Here is a 16269-nt window from a genome sequence, read left to right as displayed (position 1 = left end):
GTCAGTGGGGACGGGGTCAGTGGGGACGGGGTCAGTGGGGACGGGGTCAGTGGGGACGGGGTCAGTGGGGACGGGGTCAGTGGGGACGGGGTCAGCGGCGGCGGCCGGCACCGCGACGCCTGCGGGTGGCCGCGGTGTAGCCGAAGGCGACCAGCGCCCCGGTGAGCAGCCCGCCCAGGTGCGCCTGCCAGGCGATGCCGGGGAAGAGGAACCCGAAGACGACGTTCACGCCGATCAGCACCGCGATGGGCGTGATGGACTGCCCCAGGTGGCGCTGCAGCACGAAGAGCGCGCCGAAGAGGCCGAAGACTCCTCCGGACGCGCCGACCACGAGGCTGAGCGGGTGCGAGAGCAGCAGGACGCCCACCGAGCCGCCCAGCACGGAGAGCAGGAACAGCAGCAGGAACCGGCCGCGGCCCAGCGCCGGCTCGAGCATCCGCCCGAACAGGTAGAGCATGTACATGTTCAGGAGCAGGTGCAGCGGGCTCGACATCGAGTGCAGGAACCCGCTCGTGAGCATCCGCCACGGCTCGGAGGTGGTGGTGACGGGGGCGTAGGCGAACAGCTGCAGCAGGCTCACGCCCACCGCCTGCAGGAGCCACTGCAGCGCGTAGACCACCGCGTTGGCGCCGATGAGCCACCAGGTGACGAGCATCGAGGAGCCCCGGGCGGCCCGGCCGCCCAGGCTCGTGCGCACGGCCGGGCGCGAGCGCCCGGCCTCCTGCACGCAGTCGACGCAGTGGACGCCCACCGCGGCCGTGCGCTGGCACTCCGGGCACGTCGGACGGCCGCAGCGCTGGCACGTGACGTACGCCGGCCGGTCGGGATGACGCGGGCACACCGGGGTCTCGCCCCCGGTGGACGCGCCGTACTGCGGTCGCTCGCCGCTCACTGGAATTCCTCCTGGGCCGGTCCGGGCCCGGGTCGCTGGACGGGACGGGAACGGCGCAGGCCCGCCCGGATCGCTCCGGACGGGCCTGCGCCGCTGGTCCCCGTCCCGGCGGCGCCGGGACGGGGACGTCGCTCGGATCTAGAGCTGCTCGACGTCGATCGAGGTGATCACGCAGTCCTCGACCGGACGGTCCATGGCGCCGGTGCGGACGTCGTTGAGCTCGTCGACGACCTTCCGGGACGCTTCGTCGGCCACCTCGCCGAAGATGGTGTGCTTGCCCTGCAGCCAGGTGGTGGGGGCGGTGGTGATGAAGAACTGGGACCCGTTGGTGCCCTTGCCGTTGCGCTTGCCGGCGTTGGCCATCGCCAGGATGTAGGGCTCGTTGAAGTTCAGCTCGGGGTGGATCTCGTCGTCGAACTCGTAGCCCGGTCCGCCGATGCCCTGGCCCAGGGGGTCCCCGCCCTGGATCATGAAGTCGCGGATGATGCGGTGGAAGACCACGTCCTGGTACAGGGGCCCGGTCTGCTTCTCGCCGGTGCGCGGGTCGCTCCACTCCTGGGTGCCGTCCGAGAGGCCGATGAAGTTCTTGACGGTCTTCGGGGCGTGGTTGCCGAACAGGTTCACGACGATGTCGCCGTGGTTCGTGTGGATGGTCGCCTTGGCGGTGGGAATGGCAGAAGTCATGGGCTCATTCTTGCACGGTGCCCGGAGGCCGTCCCCGGCGGGGTCCCAGGGTTCAGCGCACAGTGAAAAGGCCCGGGATTGCGCGGCGCACCCTCCTGCCGGAACGGCTCTGCCCGTATGCTGACAAAGGATTGTCACGACCCGAGGAGGGATGGATTCATGAGCTTCAAGAAGTCCAAGAGCGAGAAGAAGGCCGTCGCGGCGCAGAAGGCCGCGGAGAGCAGGGTCCTGGACGCCGGCAAGTGGGCGTCCAAGGAGATCGGTGACCTCGCGCCCCGGCTCCAGCACGGTGTCGAGGCGGGCGCCGCGGCCCTCGCCGGCGGTGTCGCGACCGCCGGCCCGAAGGTGCAGGAGGGACTGGGCCGCGCCCACGAGCTCTCCGGCTCCGCGAAGCTGAAGGCTGCCGCGGTGACCGCTCCGGTCGCGGCGAAGGCCGCGAAGACCGCGGGCCCCGTGGCCGCGAAGGCCGCCGACCGGGCCTCCGAGAGCCGCACCGCGATGCAGGCGAAGTACGCCGGTGCCGCCGCCCTGCTCGCCGGCAAGTTCGCCGACGCGGACACCCCGGAGCAGCTCGAGGCCATCGTCGCGAAGCTCACGGGCGACAAGAAGGCCGTGGCCAACGCGAAGAAGGCCGCCGCGAAGGTCGCCAAGGACTACGCCAGGCAGCAGAAGAAGGCGGAGAAGTCCCACAAGGGCCTGCTGCTGCTGGGCCTGCTCACCGCCGGCGGTGTGGCCGGCGTGGCCGCCTGGAAGGCCTCGCGCCCCGTCGAGGACCCCTGGAAGACCCCCGCGGCCACGTCCCCGCGCGTGACCGCGTCCCCGGTGGCCCAGCAGTCCACCGTGGCCGCCGGCACCGGCGTGCAGGTCGACGACGTCAAGGACGCGACCACCCCGGCCGGCCAGTCCGGCGGTGTCTCGGAGGCGGCCTCCGAGGTCAAGGACAACGCCAAGTCCGTCGGTGACGACGCCAAGACCACGATCCACGAGGTCAAGGAGCAGATCCAGGGCAAGCAGGACGAGAACGAGGCCTGAGCCCCGCCCGATCGACCGGAGACCCCCGCTCCCCTTCCGGGAGCGGGGGTCTCCGTCCGTCTGCGGGGTCCGGCGCTCAGCCCTGGAACCAGACGATGACGTCCTGGAGCGTGTCCCACGCCTGGTAGAGGCCGAGCACGGTGAACAGCACCACGCACACCGCCAGCATCACGTTCGTGAAGACGCCGTTGCGCCAGCGCTCGGGCGTGCGCCGGGTGTTGAGCAGCCAGATCAGGGTCAGGGCCAGGAACGGCATGAACAGGGCGCCCAGCACGCCGTAGAGCAGGATCAGGAACACCGGCCGGCCCAGCATGAACAGGAGCATGGGCGGGAAGGTCAGCCACAGCAGGTAGAAGCGGAAGTACTTGCCGCCGGTCACGGTGTCCGGGTGCCCGCTGTGCTTGCCGCGGATGTTGCCCCAGAAGTCGGCGAACATGAGGGAGACGCCGGACCACACGCCGACCAGCGAGGAGAAGGACGCCGCCCAGAAGCCCACGAGGAACGCGGTGCCGATGACGTCGCCGTAGCGGTCCTTGAGGATCTCGCCGAGCTCGAGCAGGCCCTCGTCCCCGGCGCTGATCGCGTACCCCGCGGAGTACAGCACCTCGACGCCCACGATGAGCATGGCGACCACGAAGATGCCGGTGACGGTGTAGGCGGCCGCGTTGTCCAGCTGCATCACCCGCATCCAGCGCGGCCGGTACCAGCCCTTCTCCCGCAGCCAGTAGCCGTAGGCGGCCAGGGTGATGGTGCCGCCGATCCCGCCGGCCAGCGCCAGGGTGTAGACCAGCCCACCCTCCGGGATGACCGGCACGAAGCCGGTGATCATGTCCGGGACGTTCGGGACCGCGATGATCGCCAGCCCCACGACCACGACGAACATGATGCCGACCATGAGCGCGGCGAGCCGCTCCACGAGGGCGTAGCGGCCGAACCAGACCATGAAGAAGCCGAGCAGGCCCATGAAGACGGCCCACGCCCACAGGGGCAGGACCGGGAACAGCGCCGCGAGCGGCAGCGCGGCCGAGGACATGGCGGTGGCTCCGTAGACGAACCCCCAGATGATGATGTACGGCCCGAAGTAGACGGTGGTCCACCGGCCCAGGGAGCGCCAGCCCTCGAAGATGGTGCGTCCGGTGGCCAGGGAGTACCGCCCGGCCCCCTCGACGAGGATGATCTTCAGGACCGTGCCGAGCACGACCGCCCAGAGCAGGCCGTAGCCGAACCGGGAGCCGGCGGTGAGCGTGGCCACGAGGTCCGCGGCGCCCACCCCGGTGGCCGCGACCACCAGGCCCGGTCCCACGACCTTCCAGCCGTTGACCTTCTCGAGCGGTTCGCCGGGGTCGATGCCCGGCAGTGGAGTGAGCGCCTTGTCGGCGAAGTCGTCTCGGGGCATGGCTTCTCCTGGGTTCCGGGCGGCTCTCCTGGCAACGGCCGGGGAGCTCGCCGGGAGGACGGTCGGGGACGCGCCCAGTCTGCCACGGGATCTGCGCTCCGACGTGCGGTGACCCCGGGACGGGGACCTCGCCGGGAACGAGAAGATCCCGACCGAGCGTCTGCTCGATCGGGATCCGATGTGGTGGAGGCGAGGGGACTCGAACCCCTAACCCTCTGCTTGCAAAGCAGATGCGCTACCAGTTGCGCCACGCCCCCGCGGTGTGCGGGCTACTCCACCTCGTCGGTGGCGTCCGCCCAGGCGGACCTGTCGGCGTCGGCCTCCCGCAGCTTGGTGAGCACCGCGACCGATGCCCCGACCAGGGCGAGCGCCGCAGCCACTTTCCTGTTCACGCCTGCCTCCTGACCTGCGGAAAGGGAAACCGTGGGCGTACCAGGAATTGAACCTGGGACCTCTTCGTTATCAGCGAAGCGCTCTAACCGTCTGAGCTATACGCCCTTTCCGGCCCTTGCGGACCGAGAAGAAACGATACCGGAGTTGCCGACCCGTGCCAAATCACGGCGACCGGGCCGGCCTCCGCCGGCCGTGCGGTCAGTCGTCCGTGAGCGTGAGCCCGATGCCGCCCACGAGGGCCGCCGCGATGTTGTACAGCAGCGCGGCGAGCACCGAGAGCGCGGTCAGCAGGATGACGTTGACCACGGAGACGATCGTCGCGAAGATCGCGATCTGCCCCAGGGACAGGAAGTCCTTGATGTTCAGGGCCCCGCCCGCGCCGCCCAGCATCCCGAGCAGCTCGTTGATCCCGTCGAACAGGCCCGTGAGGTCCAGGACGATCCACAGCACGACCGCGGCGACCACGGTGATGATCCCCAGCGCGACCGAGAGCAGGAACGCGAGCTTGAGCACCGACCAGGTGTCCACCTTCGAGACCACGAGCCGCGCCCGGCGCACGCGCGGGCGCGGGGCCGGACGGACCAGGCCCTTCGCCGGGCTCGCGGGCCGCGTGCTCTTGGCCGCACCGGAGCCGGGCTTGGCCGCACCCGGCTTGGCGGGCCCGGAGCCGGACTTCGCCGGCTTCGGCGCGGTCCGGGCGCTCGTCGAGGGCCTCGCCGTCCCGGACGGCGCCCCGGTCCCCGTCCGGGGCGCGGACGCGAGGGGGGCGCGTCCGGACTTGCCGGCGGCGTTGGAGCCGGAACTCGAGCTCATGCGTTACCTCCGTTGTTGTTCGGGTCCAACGCTACTTCATCGTCCGCCGTGTCCCCGGAACCGGGGACGGACCCGTGCTCGTCGTCCGCCCCGTCGTCCAGGACGTCGGCCGTCTCCATCGTCTCGTCGAGCTGGACGTCGACCTCGGCCACGGCCTCGGCGTCGACCTCCTCGGCGATCTCCCGCTCCGCGTTGTGGGCCACCCCGGTGATCGCGTCGCCCTGCGCGGGCTTGGCGAAGATCACGCCCATCGTGTCGCGGCCCTTGGCCGGGACCTCGGAGGCGCCGGTGCGCACGACCTTGCCGGACTCCATCACCACGAGGACCTCGTCCTCCTCCCCCACGATGATCCCGCCGACCAGCCGGCCGCGCTGCTCCGCGAGCTTCGCCACCTTGATGCCGAGGCCGCCGCGGCCCTGCACCCGGTACTCCTCCACCTTGGTGCGCTTGGCGTAGCCGCCCTCGGTGACCACGAAGACGTAGGCGTCGTCGGTGACCACGTTGGCGGACAGCAGCTCGTCGCCGTCGCGGAACTTCATCCCGGTCACGCCGGAGGTCGCCCGCCCCATGGGCCGCAGCACCTCGTCGCTCGCGGTGAAGCGCAGGGACATGCCGTTGCGCGAGACCAGGAGCAGGTCGTCCTCCGCGGAGGCGAGCTGGGCCGAGACCAGCTCGTCGTCGTCGCGCAGGTTGATCGCGATCACCCCGGCCGTGCGGTTGGTGTCGTAGTCCATCAGCCGGGACTTCTTGACGAGGCCCTTGCGGGTGGCGAGCACCAGGTACGGGGCGTCGCTGTACGAGCGCAGCTCCATGACCTGCGCGATCCGCTCCCCCGGCTGGAAGGCCATCAGGTTCGCCACGTGCTGGCCCTTGGAGTCCCGGCCCGCCTCGAGCAGCTCGTACGCCTTGGTGCGGTAGACCCGGCCCAGGTTCGTGAAGAACAGGATCCAGTTGTGCGTGGTGGTGACGAAGAAGTGCTCGACGACGTCGTCCCCGCGCAGCTGCGCGCCCTTGACGCCCTTGCCGCCCCGCCGCTGGGAGCGGTACTGGTCGGAGCGGGTGCGCTTGACGTATCCGCCGCGGGTGATGGTGACGACCATCTCCTCCTCGGGGATCAGGTCCTCCATCGACATGTCGCCGTCGTAGCCGTACATGATCTCGGACCGGCGGTCGTCGCCGAAGCGGCTCACGATCTCCTCGAGCTCGGAGGAGATGATGCCGCGCTGGCGCTCCTCCGAGGCGATGATCTCGGTGTACTCGGCGATGAGCCGCTCGAGCTCCGCGTGCCGGTCCTGGATCTTCTGCCGCTCGAGGGCCGCGAGCCGGCGCAGCTGCATGTTGAGGATGGCCTGCGCCTGGTCCTCGTCGATCTGCAGGAGCTCCATGAGCCCGGTGCGGGCGTCGTCGGCCGTCGGGGAGCGGCGGATGAGCGCGATGACCTCGTCGAGGGCGTCGAGCGCCTTGAGCAGGCCCCGCAGGATGTGGGCCTCGGCCTCGGCCTGCCGCAGCCGGTACTGCGTGCGGCGGACGATGACGTCCATCTGGTGGGTGACCCAGTGCCGGATGAACGCGTCGAGGCTCAGGGTGCGGGGCACCCCGTCCACGAGCGCGAGCATGTTGGCGGAGAAGTTGTCCTGCAGCTGCGTGTGCTTGTAGAGGTTGTTGAGCACCACCTTGGCCACGGCGTCGCGCTTGAGCACGATCACCAGCCGCTGACCGGTGCGCCCGGAGGTCTCGTCCCGGATGTCGGCGATGCCGGTGATCCGGCCGTCCTTCACGAGGTCCGCGATCTTCATCGCGAGGTTGTCCGGGTTCGCCTGGTAGGGCAGCTCGGTGACCACCAGGCAGGTGCGGTTGTGGATCTCCTCGACGCTGACCACGGCGCGCATGGCGATCGAGCCCCGCCCCGTGCGGTAGGCGTCCTCGATGCCCTTGTGCCCGAGGATCTGCGCGCCGGTCGGGAAGTCCGGGCCCTTGATCCGCTGCAGGAGCTCCTCGAGCAGCTCCTCGTTGGAGACGTCCGGGTGCTGGAGGTACCACTGCACGCCGTCGGCGACCTCGCGCAGGTTGTGCGGCGGGATGTTGGTGGCCATGCCCACGGCGATCCCGGACGAGCCGTTGACCAGCAGGTTCGGGAACCGGGACGGCAGCACCGACGGCTCCTGGTTCTTGCCGTCGTAGTTGTCCTGGAAGTCGACGGTCTCCTCGTGGATGTCCCGGACCATCTCCATGGCGATGGGCGCCATCTTGGTCTCGGTGTACCGGGGCGCCGCCGCGCCGTCGTTGCCCGGGGAGCCGAAGTTGCCCTGGCCCAGCGCGAGCGGGTAGCGCATCACCCAGCCCTGGATCAGCCGCACGAGGGCGTCGTAGATCGCGGAGTCGCCGTGCGGGTGGTACTGGCCCATGACCTCGCCCACCACGCGGGCGCACTTGTTGAAGGAGCGGTCCGGGCGGTAGCCGCCGTCGTACATCGCGTAGAGCACGCGCCGGTGCACCGGCTTGAGCCCGTCGCGGACGTCCGGCAGGGCGCGCCCCACGATGACGGCCATGGCGTAGTCGAGGTAGGACCGCTGCATCTCGGTCTGCAGGTCCACCTGCTCCACGCGGTCGGTCAGCACGGGGGTGTGCTCGAGGTCGCCGGCGAGGCCGGCGTCCTCGGGGGTCCGGCCGTCCTGGGTCTCGTCACTCATGCGGTCTTTCCGTTCTGTCTGCTGGTCCTCGGCGTCCTGCGCAGGCCCCGCCCCCGGCTGTTGCATGCCGAGCGGGACATATGTCGCGGATCAGATGTCGAGGAACCGGATGTCCTTGGCGTTCTGCTGGATGAACTCGCGGCGGGACTCGACGTCCTCGCCCATGAGCACGGAGAAGATCTGGTCCGCCGCGGCCGCGTCCTCCATGGTCACCTGCAGCAGGGTGCGGTGGTCGGGGTCCATCGTGGTGTCCCACAGCTCGGTGTAGTCCATCTCGCCGAGGCCCTTGTAGCGCTGGATCCCGTTCTCCTTGGGGATGCGCTGGTTGTTGGCGAGCCCGCGCGCCAGCGCCTCGTCCCGCTCGGCGTCCGTGTAGACGTAGTCGTGCGGGGCGTTGGACCACTTGATCCGGTACAGCGGCGGCTGGGCCAGGTAGACGAAGCCGTGCTCGATGAGCGGGCGCATGAACCGGAACAGCAGCGTCAGCAGCAGCGTGGTGATGTGCTGGCCGTCCACGTCGGCGTCGGCCATCAGCACGATCTTGTGGTAGCGGGCCTTCTCGATGTCGAAGTCGTCGCCGATGCCCGCGCCGAAGGCGGTGATCATCGACTGGACCTCGGCGTTGGACAGCGCCCGGTCCAGCCGCGCGCGCTCCACGTTGAGGATCTTCCCGCGCAGGGGCAGGATCGCCTGGTGGGCGGGGTCCCGCCCCTGCACCGCCGAACCGCCCGCGGAGTCCCCCTCCACGATGTAGATCTCGGACAGGGACGGGTCCTTGGACGAGCAGTCCTTGAGCTTGCCCGGCATCCCGCCGGACTCGAGCAGGCCCTTGCGCCGGGTGGTCTCGCGCGCCTTGCGGGCCGCGAGCCGGGCCTGCGAGGCGTTGATGGCCTTGCGGATGATCTCCCGTGCGGCGGCCGGGTTGCGCTCGAGCCAGTCGCCGAACCGGTTGTTGACCTCGCGTTGGACGAAGGTCTTCGCCTCGGAGTTGCCGAGCTTGGTCTTCGTCTGGCCCTCGAACTGGGGCTCGGCCAGCTTGATCGAGATGACGGCCGTGAGGCCCTCGCGGACGTCGTCGCCCGTGAGGTTCTCGTCCTTGTCCCGGAGCAGCCTGTTCTCCCGGGCGTAGCGGTTCACGAGGGAGGTCATGGCCGAGCGGAAGCCCTCCTCGTGGGTGCCGCCCTCGTGGGTGTTGATCGTGTTCGCGTAGGTGTGCACCGACTCGGTGTAGGCCGTGGTCCACTGCATGGCGAGCTCGAGGGACATCTTGCGCTCCGTGTCCTCGGACTCGAGCGCGATGACGTCGTCGTGGACGAGGTCGGCCTTCTTGGACGTGTTCAGGAACGTCACGTAGTCGAGCAGGCCGTGGTCGTACTTGTAGACGACCCGCCGGTGCCCGGAGCCGTCCTGGTCCTCGTGGTTGAGCCGGGCCACGTCGGTGCCGCCGTCGCGGCCCTCGACCGGCTCGGCGTCCGCGTGGACGGCGGTGCGGTCCGAGGCGGAGCCGGCGATCTCCTCGCCGGACTCCTCCGGGGCCCGCTCGTCCGTCAGGGTGATGCGCAGGCCCTTGTTGAGGAACGCCATCTGCTGGAAGCGGGCCCGCAGCGTCTCGAAGTCGAAGTCGACGGTCTCGAAGATGCCGGGGTCCGGGTAGAACACCTGGGTGGTGCCGGTCTCCGAGGTCTCCTCGCCCCGGACCAGCTCGCCCTGGGGCATGCCGCCGTCGGCGAAGACCATCCGCCAGACGTGGCCCTGGCGCCGGACCTCCGTCTCGACGCGCCGGGACAGCGCGTTGACCACGGAGATGCCCACGCCGTGCAGACCGCCGGAGACGGCGTAGCCGCCGCCGCCGAACTTCCCGCCCGCGTGCAGGATCGTCATGACGACCTCGACGGTGGGCCGGCCCTCGGTCGGGTGGATGTCCACGGGGATGCCGCGGCCGTTGTCCACGACCCGGACGCCGCCGTCGGCCTGGAGGGTGATCTCGATGTGGTCGCAGTAGCCGGCCAGGGCCTCGTCGACCGAGTTGTCGACCACCTCGTACACGAGGTGGTGCAGCCCGCGCGGGCCGGTCGAGCCGATGTACATGCCGGGACGCTTGCGGACGGCCTCGAGACCTTCCAGGACGGTGATGTCACCGGCACCGTACTCGCGCTTCTGCGGATCCTCTGTTGCCACGGGTTCCTGGCTCCTCCTGTTGGGCACACCGGTCCCGCTCCGGACAGCACAAGAGAACGCCGATGAGACGTTCGACGGCTCATCGGCTCGTGCAGGATCGGAACGGTTCGACGTCTCCGGGTGCCCGCGCCGCGGGCGGGGTTGTCGCGATCGGCCGTGGGGGCCCGGTCCGTCGATTGCTGTCTGGGATCGATTCTATCGGAAAACCGTGGCCCCGGGGTGCTCCCAGACCCCTCTGAACGGCCTGGAAAGGGCCTCAGGACCACTTTTTCCGCGCTCCGCGACCCCCGGGACGCCCCCGGGGGGCCGCAGCGCGCCACGAGGCCGCTCAGCGGTCCCGGCCGTCCCCGGTCAGCCGTAGGTGTCCCGGGGACCGCGGCCCTGCACCGAGCGGCGGCCGCGCTTCCAGCTCGGGGCCGCGGGGCCGAGGATCTCGATCCGCGTGACGATGCCCTCCCCCAGGTGCTCGTCGAACATCCGCAGCAGCTGCGGCACCATGAGCCGCAGGTTCGCGGCGTAGGCGGTCGAGTCGCAGCGCACGCGCACCACGGTCTCGTCGAAGCTCTCCGGCCGGCAGTGCCCGGCGATGCCCGGGCCCACGAGCTCGTCCCAGCGGGCGAGCACCGAGCCCACGGCGACCGGCGACTTCCAGCCGCGTCCGGACACGAGGCCGTCCAGCACCGCGCCGACGCCCCGGGGGTCGCGGGCGGAGCGTCCCGCCCCGGAGTACCCGCCGAGCGCCCGCGGGTCCACGTCGTTGCCCCGGCGGCCCAGGCGCTCGGCGGCGGACGCGGTGGCCGACTCCATCGCGGCGCCGAAGCCCTTGAGGTTGCGCCGCGCGGCCGCGCCGTGGAGCCGCCCGTCCCCGCGGGCCTCCGCGGCGCGGCGCATCCGGGTGAGCAGCGCCGCGGGGGCGTCGATCTCGTCCTCGATCCGCACGACGTTCGCCTCGGGCACGTTCCGCCCGGGCACGTTGGGTCCGGCCACGTCCGTTCCGGGGGCGGGCGGCCCGGAGCCGGGCGTCCCCCCGGGCTCCCGGGCCGGGCGGTCGCCCTCCTCGCGCGGCGGCCGGCTCACGACGACGCCTCCTCCGGCTCCGGGCCGGTGCCGGCGGGCGCCGGCTCGTCGTCCCGGACGGCGGTGCCGGGGCCCACCCGGACCACGTCGTGCGGGCCCGCGACGAGCTCGGCCGGCAGGTCCTCCTCGACCGCGGCGGTCACGAGCACCTGCTCCGCGGAGGCCACGATCGCGGCGAGGCGGCTGCGGCGGCGGGCGTCGAGCTCCGCGAACACGTCGTCCAGGACGAGGATCGGCGCCGCGCCCTCCGCGGGGTCGTCCGCGAGGTGCACGTACCAGGAGCCGAGCCGGAGGGCCAGGGCGTAGGACCAGGTCTCGCCGTGCGAGGCGTAGCCGCGCGCCGGGGCCTCGCCGAGCAGCAGCTCGAGCTCGTCGCGGTGCGGGCCCACGAGCGTCAGCCCCCGCTCGAGCTCGCGCTGCTCCGCGGCCGCGCACGCGTCGAGGACCAGCTGGTGGAGATCCGCCGGGCTGAAGCCGCGCAGCCGCTCGGCGTCCCCGGCCGCGCTCTCGGGCAGCACCGAGGAGACGTAGCGCAGCGTCGTCGCCTTGCTCCCGTCCGTGAGCTGGCCGTAGGCGGTCGCGACCTGGGGGGCCAGGGCGTCGATGAGCTGCAGGCGCGCGTGCAGGATGGCCGCCCCGGCCCGGGCGAACTGGTCGTTCCAGGCGGCCAGCGTCGACCGGTGGACGTCCGTGAACCGGCCGCTCCGGCGGGCGGACTTCAGCAGCGCGTTGCGCTGCCTGAGGACCTTCTCGTAGTCGGCCAGGGTGCCGGCGAGGACGGGGCGCATGGACTTGGCCAGGTCGTCGAGGAAACGCCTCCGGTGGGAGGGGTCGCCCTTCACCAGGGCCAGGTCCTCCGGCGAGAACAGCACGGTCCGCACGATGCCGAGCGCGTCCCGCGCCCGCACCGGGGAGGCCCGGTTGATGCGCACCCGGTTGGCGCGGCCGTCGTTGAGCTCGAGCTCCAGGACGGTCTGCTGAGCGCCCCGCCGCACCCGGACGCGGACGATGGCGCGCTCGGCGCCGAAGCGGATCAGCGGTCCGTCGGAGGACACCCGGTGGGAGGACAGGCCCGCCGTGTAGTCCAGGGCCTCGACGATGTTCGTCTTGCCCACGCCGTTCGGCCCCAGGAACACGGTGGTCCCGGGCGCGAGACGTATGTCCAGATGGGCATACGTCCGGTAGTCGAGCAGTGAGAGGTGGTCGACGAACACGCCGGGATCAGCAGCTTCCGGTTCCGGGCCGGCCGGTCACTGGCTGGGGAGCCGGACCGGCATGAGCAAGTACTTGTAGTCGTCCTTGTCCTCGCCCTCGGGCTCGGCCTGGGCGGAGAGCACGGCCGGCTTGGGCGGGGCGGTGAACGAGAACCGGACGTAGTCGGAGTCGAAGGCGTGCAGGCCCTCGGACAGGTACGTCGGGTTGAAGGCCACGGTGATGTCGTCGCCGGTGAGGTGCGCGTCGAGGACCTCCGAGGCCTGGGCGTCCTCGCCGGTCCCGGCGTCCAGGGCCACCTGTCCCTGGGTGAAGGCCAGGCGCACGGGGGTGTTGCGCTCGGCCACGAGCGAGACGCGCCGGACGGCCTCGACGAGCTCGGTGGTGCGCACCGCCGCGGTGATCGGCGTGTGCTCCGGGAACAGCGAGCGGATCTTGGGGTACTCGCCGTCGATGAGCAGGCTCGTGGTGCGGCGGCCGCCGGACTCGAAGCCGACGAGCTCCGCGGAGTCGGACAGCGCGATGTTGATGTCACCGGCCGGGCCGAGGGTCTTGGCGATGTCGTTGAGGGTGCGGGCCTTGATCAGGGCGGCCGTCGAGATGTCCTGGGCGCTGGGCCGCCAGGTGAGCTCGCGCATCGCGAGCCGGTAGCGGTCCGTGGCGAGCAGCGTCATCTTCTCGCCCTCGATCTCCACCCGGACGCCGGTGAGGATCGGCAGGGTGTCGTCCTTGCTCGCGGCGATGTTGACCTGGGCCACGGCGTGGGCGAACTCGTCGCCGGCCACCACGCCGGAGACGTCCGGCAGCGCGGGGAGCTCGGGGTAGTCGCCCACAGGCATGGCCGCGAGGTTGAACCGGGAGGACCGGCAGGTCAGGGTCACCTTGCCCTCGTCGGCGTGCACCTCGACCGGGGCGGAGGGCAGGGAGCGGCAGATGTCCGCGAGCAGACGGCCGGAGACGAGGGTGGTGCCCTCCTCCTGGACGTCGGCGCTGATCGACAGCCGTGCCGAGATCTCGTAGTCGAAGCTCGCGATGGACAGCGAACCGCCCTCCGCACGGATGAGCAGGCCGGACAGCACGGGGACCGGGGGCCGAGGAGAGAGGGACCGTGCGGTCCAGGTGACGGCCTCGGCGAGAACATCGCGTTCGACGGAGAACTTCACGAGAGGTTGCTGCCTTTCAGTGTGAGCCAGGAGGGCGGAGCCACGGTTCCGCAGGAACCGGTGCCGGCTGCGCCGCCGGGTGCAGCGGTGCGGACGGTGTCTTCGCCCTCTGCATCGTATCGGTCCGTTTCACAGGACGGCCATTCGGCCGTCCCGTGGCGGCGTTCTTGTGGTTCGGCCGTCCGGAACGGCCCGGACGGGGTCGGAGCTCCAGGATTCTTGTTGTTTGGCCGGATCTCTCTTTAAGGACGGGAGTGTTAATAACCGCTGTGGAATCTGTGGATAACTGCCTCCCGGCCAGCTCCCGGGCGGCGGGTGCCTGTTGACTTCCTGTGGTTCGCGGACCACAGGAAGGCCGGGTGCCGGTGGACGAGATCCGCGCGTTTCCGCGGGTTCCACAGCCCTCCCCCGACTTGTACCGAGGTTCTCCACCGCTCGGAGCGGGAATTCCACAATTTTATCCACAGGTGTGGGTTCTGTCCTGTGCACAGGCGCTCCACAAGGGCGGATCTTCTGTGCAGAACGGTCCGCCCGGGCTCGGGATGCCGCGGCCCGGGCCTGTGGACGAACTACACGAAAGTGGCCCGGCGGGAGTCCGCCGGGCCACTTTCGGAGCTGAGGAGGGGGGGGTCAGCCCTCGCGCTGCTGCTGCTTGATCCGGTTGGTGAGCTCGGTGACCTGGTTGAAGATCTGCCGGCGTTCGGCCATCAGCGTGCGGATCTTGCGGTCCGCGTGCATCACCGTGGTGTGGTCGCGCCCGCCGAGCTCCTGGCCGATCTTCGGCAGGGACATGTCCGTGAGCTCGCGCAGCAGGTACATCGCGATCTGCCGGGCGGTGACCAGGGTGCGGGTGCGGGACTTGCTCTTGAGCTCCTCGAGGCTGATGTCGAAGTAGACCGCGGTCTGGGCCAGGATCGAGGCGGCGGTGATCTCCTGCGCCCCGTCGTCGGTGATGAGGTCCTTGAGCACCAGCTCGGCCAGGGGCAGGTCCACCGACTGCTTGTTCAGCGAGGCGAACGCGGTGACCCGGATCAGGGCGCCCTCGAGCTCGCGGATGTTGGTGGAGATGTGGGAGGCGATGTACTCGAGCACGTCGTCAGGGGCGTCCATGCCCTCGCTGGTGGCCTTCTTGCGCAGGATCGCGATGCGCGTCTCGAGCTCCGGCGGCTGCACGTCGGTGATCAGGCCCCACTCGAAGCGGGAGCGCATCCGCTCGGCGAAGCCGGTGAGCTGCTTGGGCGGCATGTCGGAGGTGATCACGATCTGCTTCTCGTGGTTGTGCAGCGCGTTGAAGGTGTGGAAGAACTCCTCCTGCGTGTGCTCCTTGCCCGCGAGGAACTGGATGTCGTCGATCAGCAGCATGTCCACGTTGCGGTAGATCTCCTTGAAGGAGGAGCCCTCGTCGTCGCGGATCGAGTTGATGAAGTCGTTGGTGAACTCCTCCGAGTTCACGTACCGCACCCGCACCTGCGGGTAGAGGCGCTTGGCGTAGTGGCCGATCGCGTGGAGCAGGTGGGTCTTGCCCAGGCCGGACTCCCCGTAGATGAAGAGGGGGTTGTAGGCCTTGGCCGGCGTCTCGGCCACCGCGAACGCCGCGGCGTGGGCGAACCGGTTGGACTGGCCGATCACGAACGAGTCGAAGACGTACTTAGGGTTCAGCCGTGCGGAGCTGTCCCACTCCCCCACCACGGCCGGGGCGGTGCCGGTGTCCTGCACGGGCCGGCGGGGCGGGGCGGCCTGCGGGTCCCGCGGCGGGGGCAGGGTCCGGTCGGCGGTGCCCAGGCCGGAGCGGGACGCCGGCTCCGCGGCCGGAGCCGCGAGCCCCACGGGCAGCTGGTCGAGGCCCGCGGTCCGCCGGTCGACGCCCACCGTGTCGGCGGTGTCGGCGTGGTCGGCCCGGGCGGGCAGGTCGGTGCGGTTGCGCTCCGCCTCGAGCTCGCTGATCGGGGGCAGCGCCGCACCCGGCGCCGCGGCGCCGGGCTCCGGCGCGGGAGCGGTCTCGAGGTCGGCGTCCACGACGAAGGCCACGAGCGTCTCGGGGCTGAAGGCGCGGCCCACGGAGGACCGGAGCACGGACGCCATCTGGTTCTGGAAGAACTCGCGGGTCAGCTCGTTGGGGACCGCGACGAGCAGCGTGGTGCCGATGAGGCCCTGGGGCTGCGCCAGGGAGATGAACCCCCGGTAGCGCCCCGTGGTCATGGGGTCCTCGTACATGTACTGCACGCATTCCGCCCACTGCGCACTGAGCGCCTGATTGTCCTGCGTGCCCACACGTACTCCTGCTGTCGTCGAGATGTCGTCGGGATGACGAGGCGGTGGACGGATCGTCCCGGCCCCTCGGCGGGGATCTTGTCCACAGCGTTGTTCACAACGGTGGAAAAGCTGTCGGGGGCCAGCCGCGAGTGCCAGCCTAGAACATGCGTCAGACCAGTTCATAGCCGTTTTTCAGGCCCTCCGGGAACTACAGGTGTGTAGTTCGGGCCCCGATCCGCGCCGTTCCGCGGCGGGAGCGGGACCGGTTTTCCACAGGATGTGAGAAAGATCCGTGCACAGCTGTGGGTAGGATGTGCACTGCACAGCGGCACCGGGCGTCCCGGCGCCCGTTCCAGCACCGAACAGCTCCCGATACCGCGTCCTCCCCGGCAGTCCCGCTCCCCGCGATCCGGCGCCGGGGCCTGTGGCCACCCACTGCGGATTTGACCGGTCCCTGCCCGTTGTCTAGGGTGAGACAGTCTTTTG

General features: G+C 70.6%; 12 protein-coding genes and 2 tRNA genes. 1 reads left to right on the top strand and 13 read right to left on the bottom strand.

Annotated features, from left to right (window positions below):
* Window positions 1–91: 91 nt before the first annotated feature.
* Both ACPYN7_RS12205 and ACPYN7_RS12200 read right to left on the bottom strand, forming a co-directional pair.
* Window positions 92–892, bottom strand: coding sequence for a rhomboid family intramembrane serine protease (locus ACPYN7_RS12205; protein WP_058873300.1), 801 nt, complete (start codon window positions 890–892; stop codon window positions 92–94).
* 138 nt (window positions 893–1030) lie between these two features.
* Window positions 1031–1576: a peptidylprolyl isomerase gene (locus tag ACPYN7_RS12200; protein WP_424347821.1), complete on the bottom strand. Its 546-nt coding sequence runs from the start codon at window positions 1574–1576 to the stop codon at window positions 1031–1033.
* A gap of 159 nt (window positions 1577–1735) precedes the next feature.
* Here ACPYN7_RS12200 and ACPYN7_RS12195 point away from each other — a divergent pair, with 159 nt between their 5' ends.
* Entirely contained in the window at window positions 1736–2608 is an 873-nt protein-coding gene (locus ACPYN7_RS12195; RefSeq protein WP_058873298.1) for a hypothetical protein, read from the top strand.
* Window positions 2609–2684: 76 nt separating this feature from the next.
* Here ACPYN7_RS12195 and ACPYN7_RS12190 read toward each other — a convergent pair whose 3' ends face one another.
* The 11 genes from ACPYN7_RS12190 to dnaA all read right to left on the bottom strand — a co-directional run bounded on the left by ACPYN7_RS12190 (window position 2685) and on the right by dnaA (window position 15744).
* Window positions 2685–4004 (bottom strand): Nramp family divalent metal transporter, encoded by a 1320-nt coding sequence (locus ACPYN7_RS12190; RefSeq protein ID WP_058873297.1) that lies wholly within the window; start codon window positions 4002–4004, stop codon window positions 2685–2687.
* 181 nt (window positions 4005–4185) lie between these two features.
* Window positions 4186–4261, bottom strand: a tRNA-Ala gene (locus ACPYN7_RS12185).
* Between the two features lie 12 nt (window positions 4262–4273).
* Window positions 4274–4396, bottom strand: coding sequence for a hypothetical protein (locus tag ACPYN7_RS12180; RefSeq protein WP_269433307.1), 123 nt, complete (start codon window positions 4394–4396; stop codon window positions 4274–4276).
* Window positions 4397–4428: 32 nt separating this feature from the next.
* A tRNA-Ile gene (locus ACPYN7_RS12175) sits at window positions 4429–4502 on the bottom strand.
* A 93-nt stretch (window positions 4503–4595) separates the two neighbouring features.
* Window positions 4596–5210: a DUF3566 domain-containing protein gene (locus tag ACPYN7_RS12170; RefSeq protein ID WP_082696975.1), complete on the bottom strand. Its 615-nt coding sequence runs from the start codon at window positions 5208–5210 to the stop codon at window positions 4596–4598.
* Complete coding sequence (gene gyrA / locus ACPYN7_RS12165) at window positions 5207–7900, bottom strand: DNA gyrase subunit A (RefSeq protein WP_058873296.1); 2694 nt, start codon at window positions 7898–7900, stop codon at window positions 5207–5209. Before gyrA ends, ACPYN7_RS12170 begins: the two co-directional genes overlap by 4 nt.
* 90 nt (window positions 7901–7990) lie before the next feature.
* Window positions 7991–10078 (bottom strand): DNA topoisomerase (ATP-hydrolyzing) subunit B, encoded by a 2088-nt coding sequence (gyrB, locus tag ACPYN7_RS12160; RefSeq protein ID WP_058873295.1) that lies wholly within the window; start codon window positions 10076–10078, stop codon window positions 7991–7993.
* 351 nt (window positions 10079–10429) lie between these two features.
* The gene (locus ACPYN7_RS12155; RefSeq protein ID WP_424347820.1) at window positions 10430–11155 is read right to left on the bottom strand and encodes a DUF721 domain-containing protein; all 726 of its coding nucleotides are present in this window, start codon (window positions 11153–11155) and stop codon (window positions 10430–10432) included.
* On the bottom strand, window positions 11152–12369 hold the full coding sequence (gene recF / locus ACPYN7_RS12150) for a DNA replication/repair protein RecF (protein WP_058873294.1): 1218 nt from the start codon (window positions 12367–12369) through the stop codon (window positions 11152–11154). The genes ACPYN7_RS12155 and recF overlap by 4 nt, the downstream gene beginning before the upstream one ends.
* A gap of 36 nt (window positions 12370–12405) precedes the next feature.
* Complete coding sequence (dnaN, locus tag ACPYN7_RS12145) at window positions 12406–13530, bottom strand: DNA polymerase III subunit beta (protein ID WP_058873293.1); 1125 nt, start codon at window positions 13528–13530, stop codon at window positions 12406–12408.
* A gap of 630 nt (window positions 13531–14160) precedes the next feature.
* Window positions 14161–15744 carry a chromosomal replication initiator protein DnaA gene (gene dnaA / locus ACPYN7_RS12140; RefSeq protein WP_058873380.1) on the bottom strand — a complete coding sequence of 528 codons (1584 nt, stop codon included), beginning with the start codon at window positions 15742–15744 and terminating at the stop codon, window positions 14161–14163.
* Window positions 15745–16269 lie beyond the last annotated feature (525 nt).

Source organism: Kocuria sp. CH-021 (assembly GCF_049716185.1).
GTDB lineage: Bacteria > Actinomycetota > Actinomycetes > Actinomycetales > Micrococcaceae > Kocuria > Kocuria cellulosilytica.
The sequence above is the reverse complement of the archived record's forward strand: the minus strand, read 5'-3'. Positions and strand labels throughout refer to the sequence as shown.

Excerpts from the sequence above, each read along its gene's own strand:
- ACPYN7_RS12200 (WP_424347821.1), bottom strand. The coding sequence starts at position 1,576 with ATGACTTCTGCCATTCCCACCGCCAAGGCGACCATCCACACGAACCAC.
- ACPYN7_RS12195 (WP_058873298.1), top strand. The coding sequence starts at position 1,736 with ATGAGCTTCAAGAAGTCCAAGAGCGAGAAGAAGGCCGTCGCGGCGCAG.
- ACPYN7_RS12190 (WP_058873297.1), bottom strand. The coding sequence starts at position 4,004 with ATGCCCCGAGACGACTTCGCCGACAAGGCGCTCACTCCACTGCCGGGC.
- ACPYN7_RS12170 (WP_082696975.1), bottom strand. The coding sequence starts at position 5,210 with ATGAGCTCGAGTTCCGGCTCCAACGCCGCCGGCAAGTCCGGACGCGCC.
- gyrA (WP_058873296.1), bottom strand. The coding sequence starts at position 7,900 with ATGAGTGACGAGACCCAGGACGGCCGGACCCCCGAGGACGCCGGCCTC.
- dnaA (WP_058873380.1), bottom strand. The coding sequence starts at position 15,744 with ATGTACGAGGACCCCATGACCACGGGGCGCTACCGGGGGTTCATCTCC.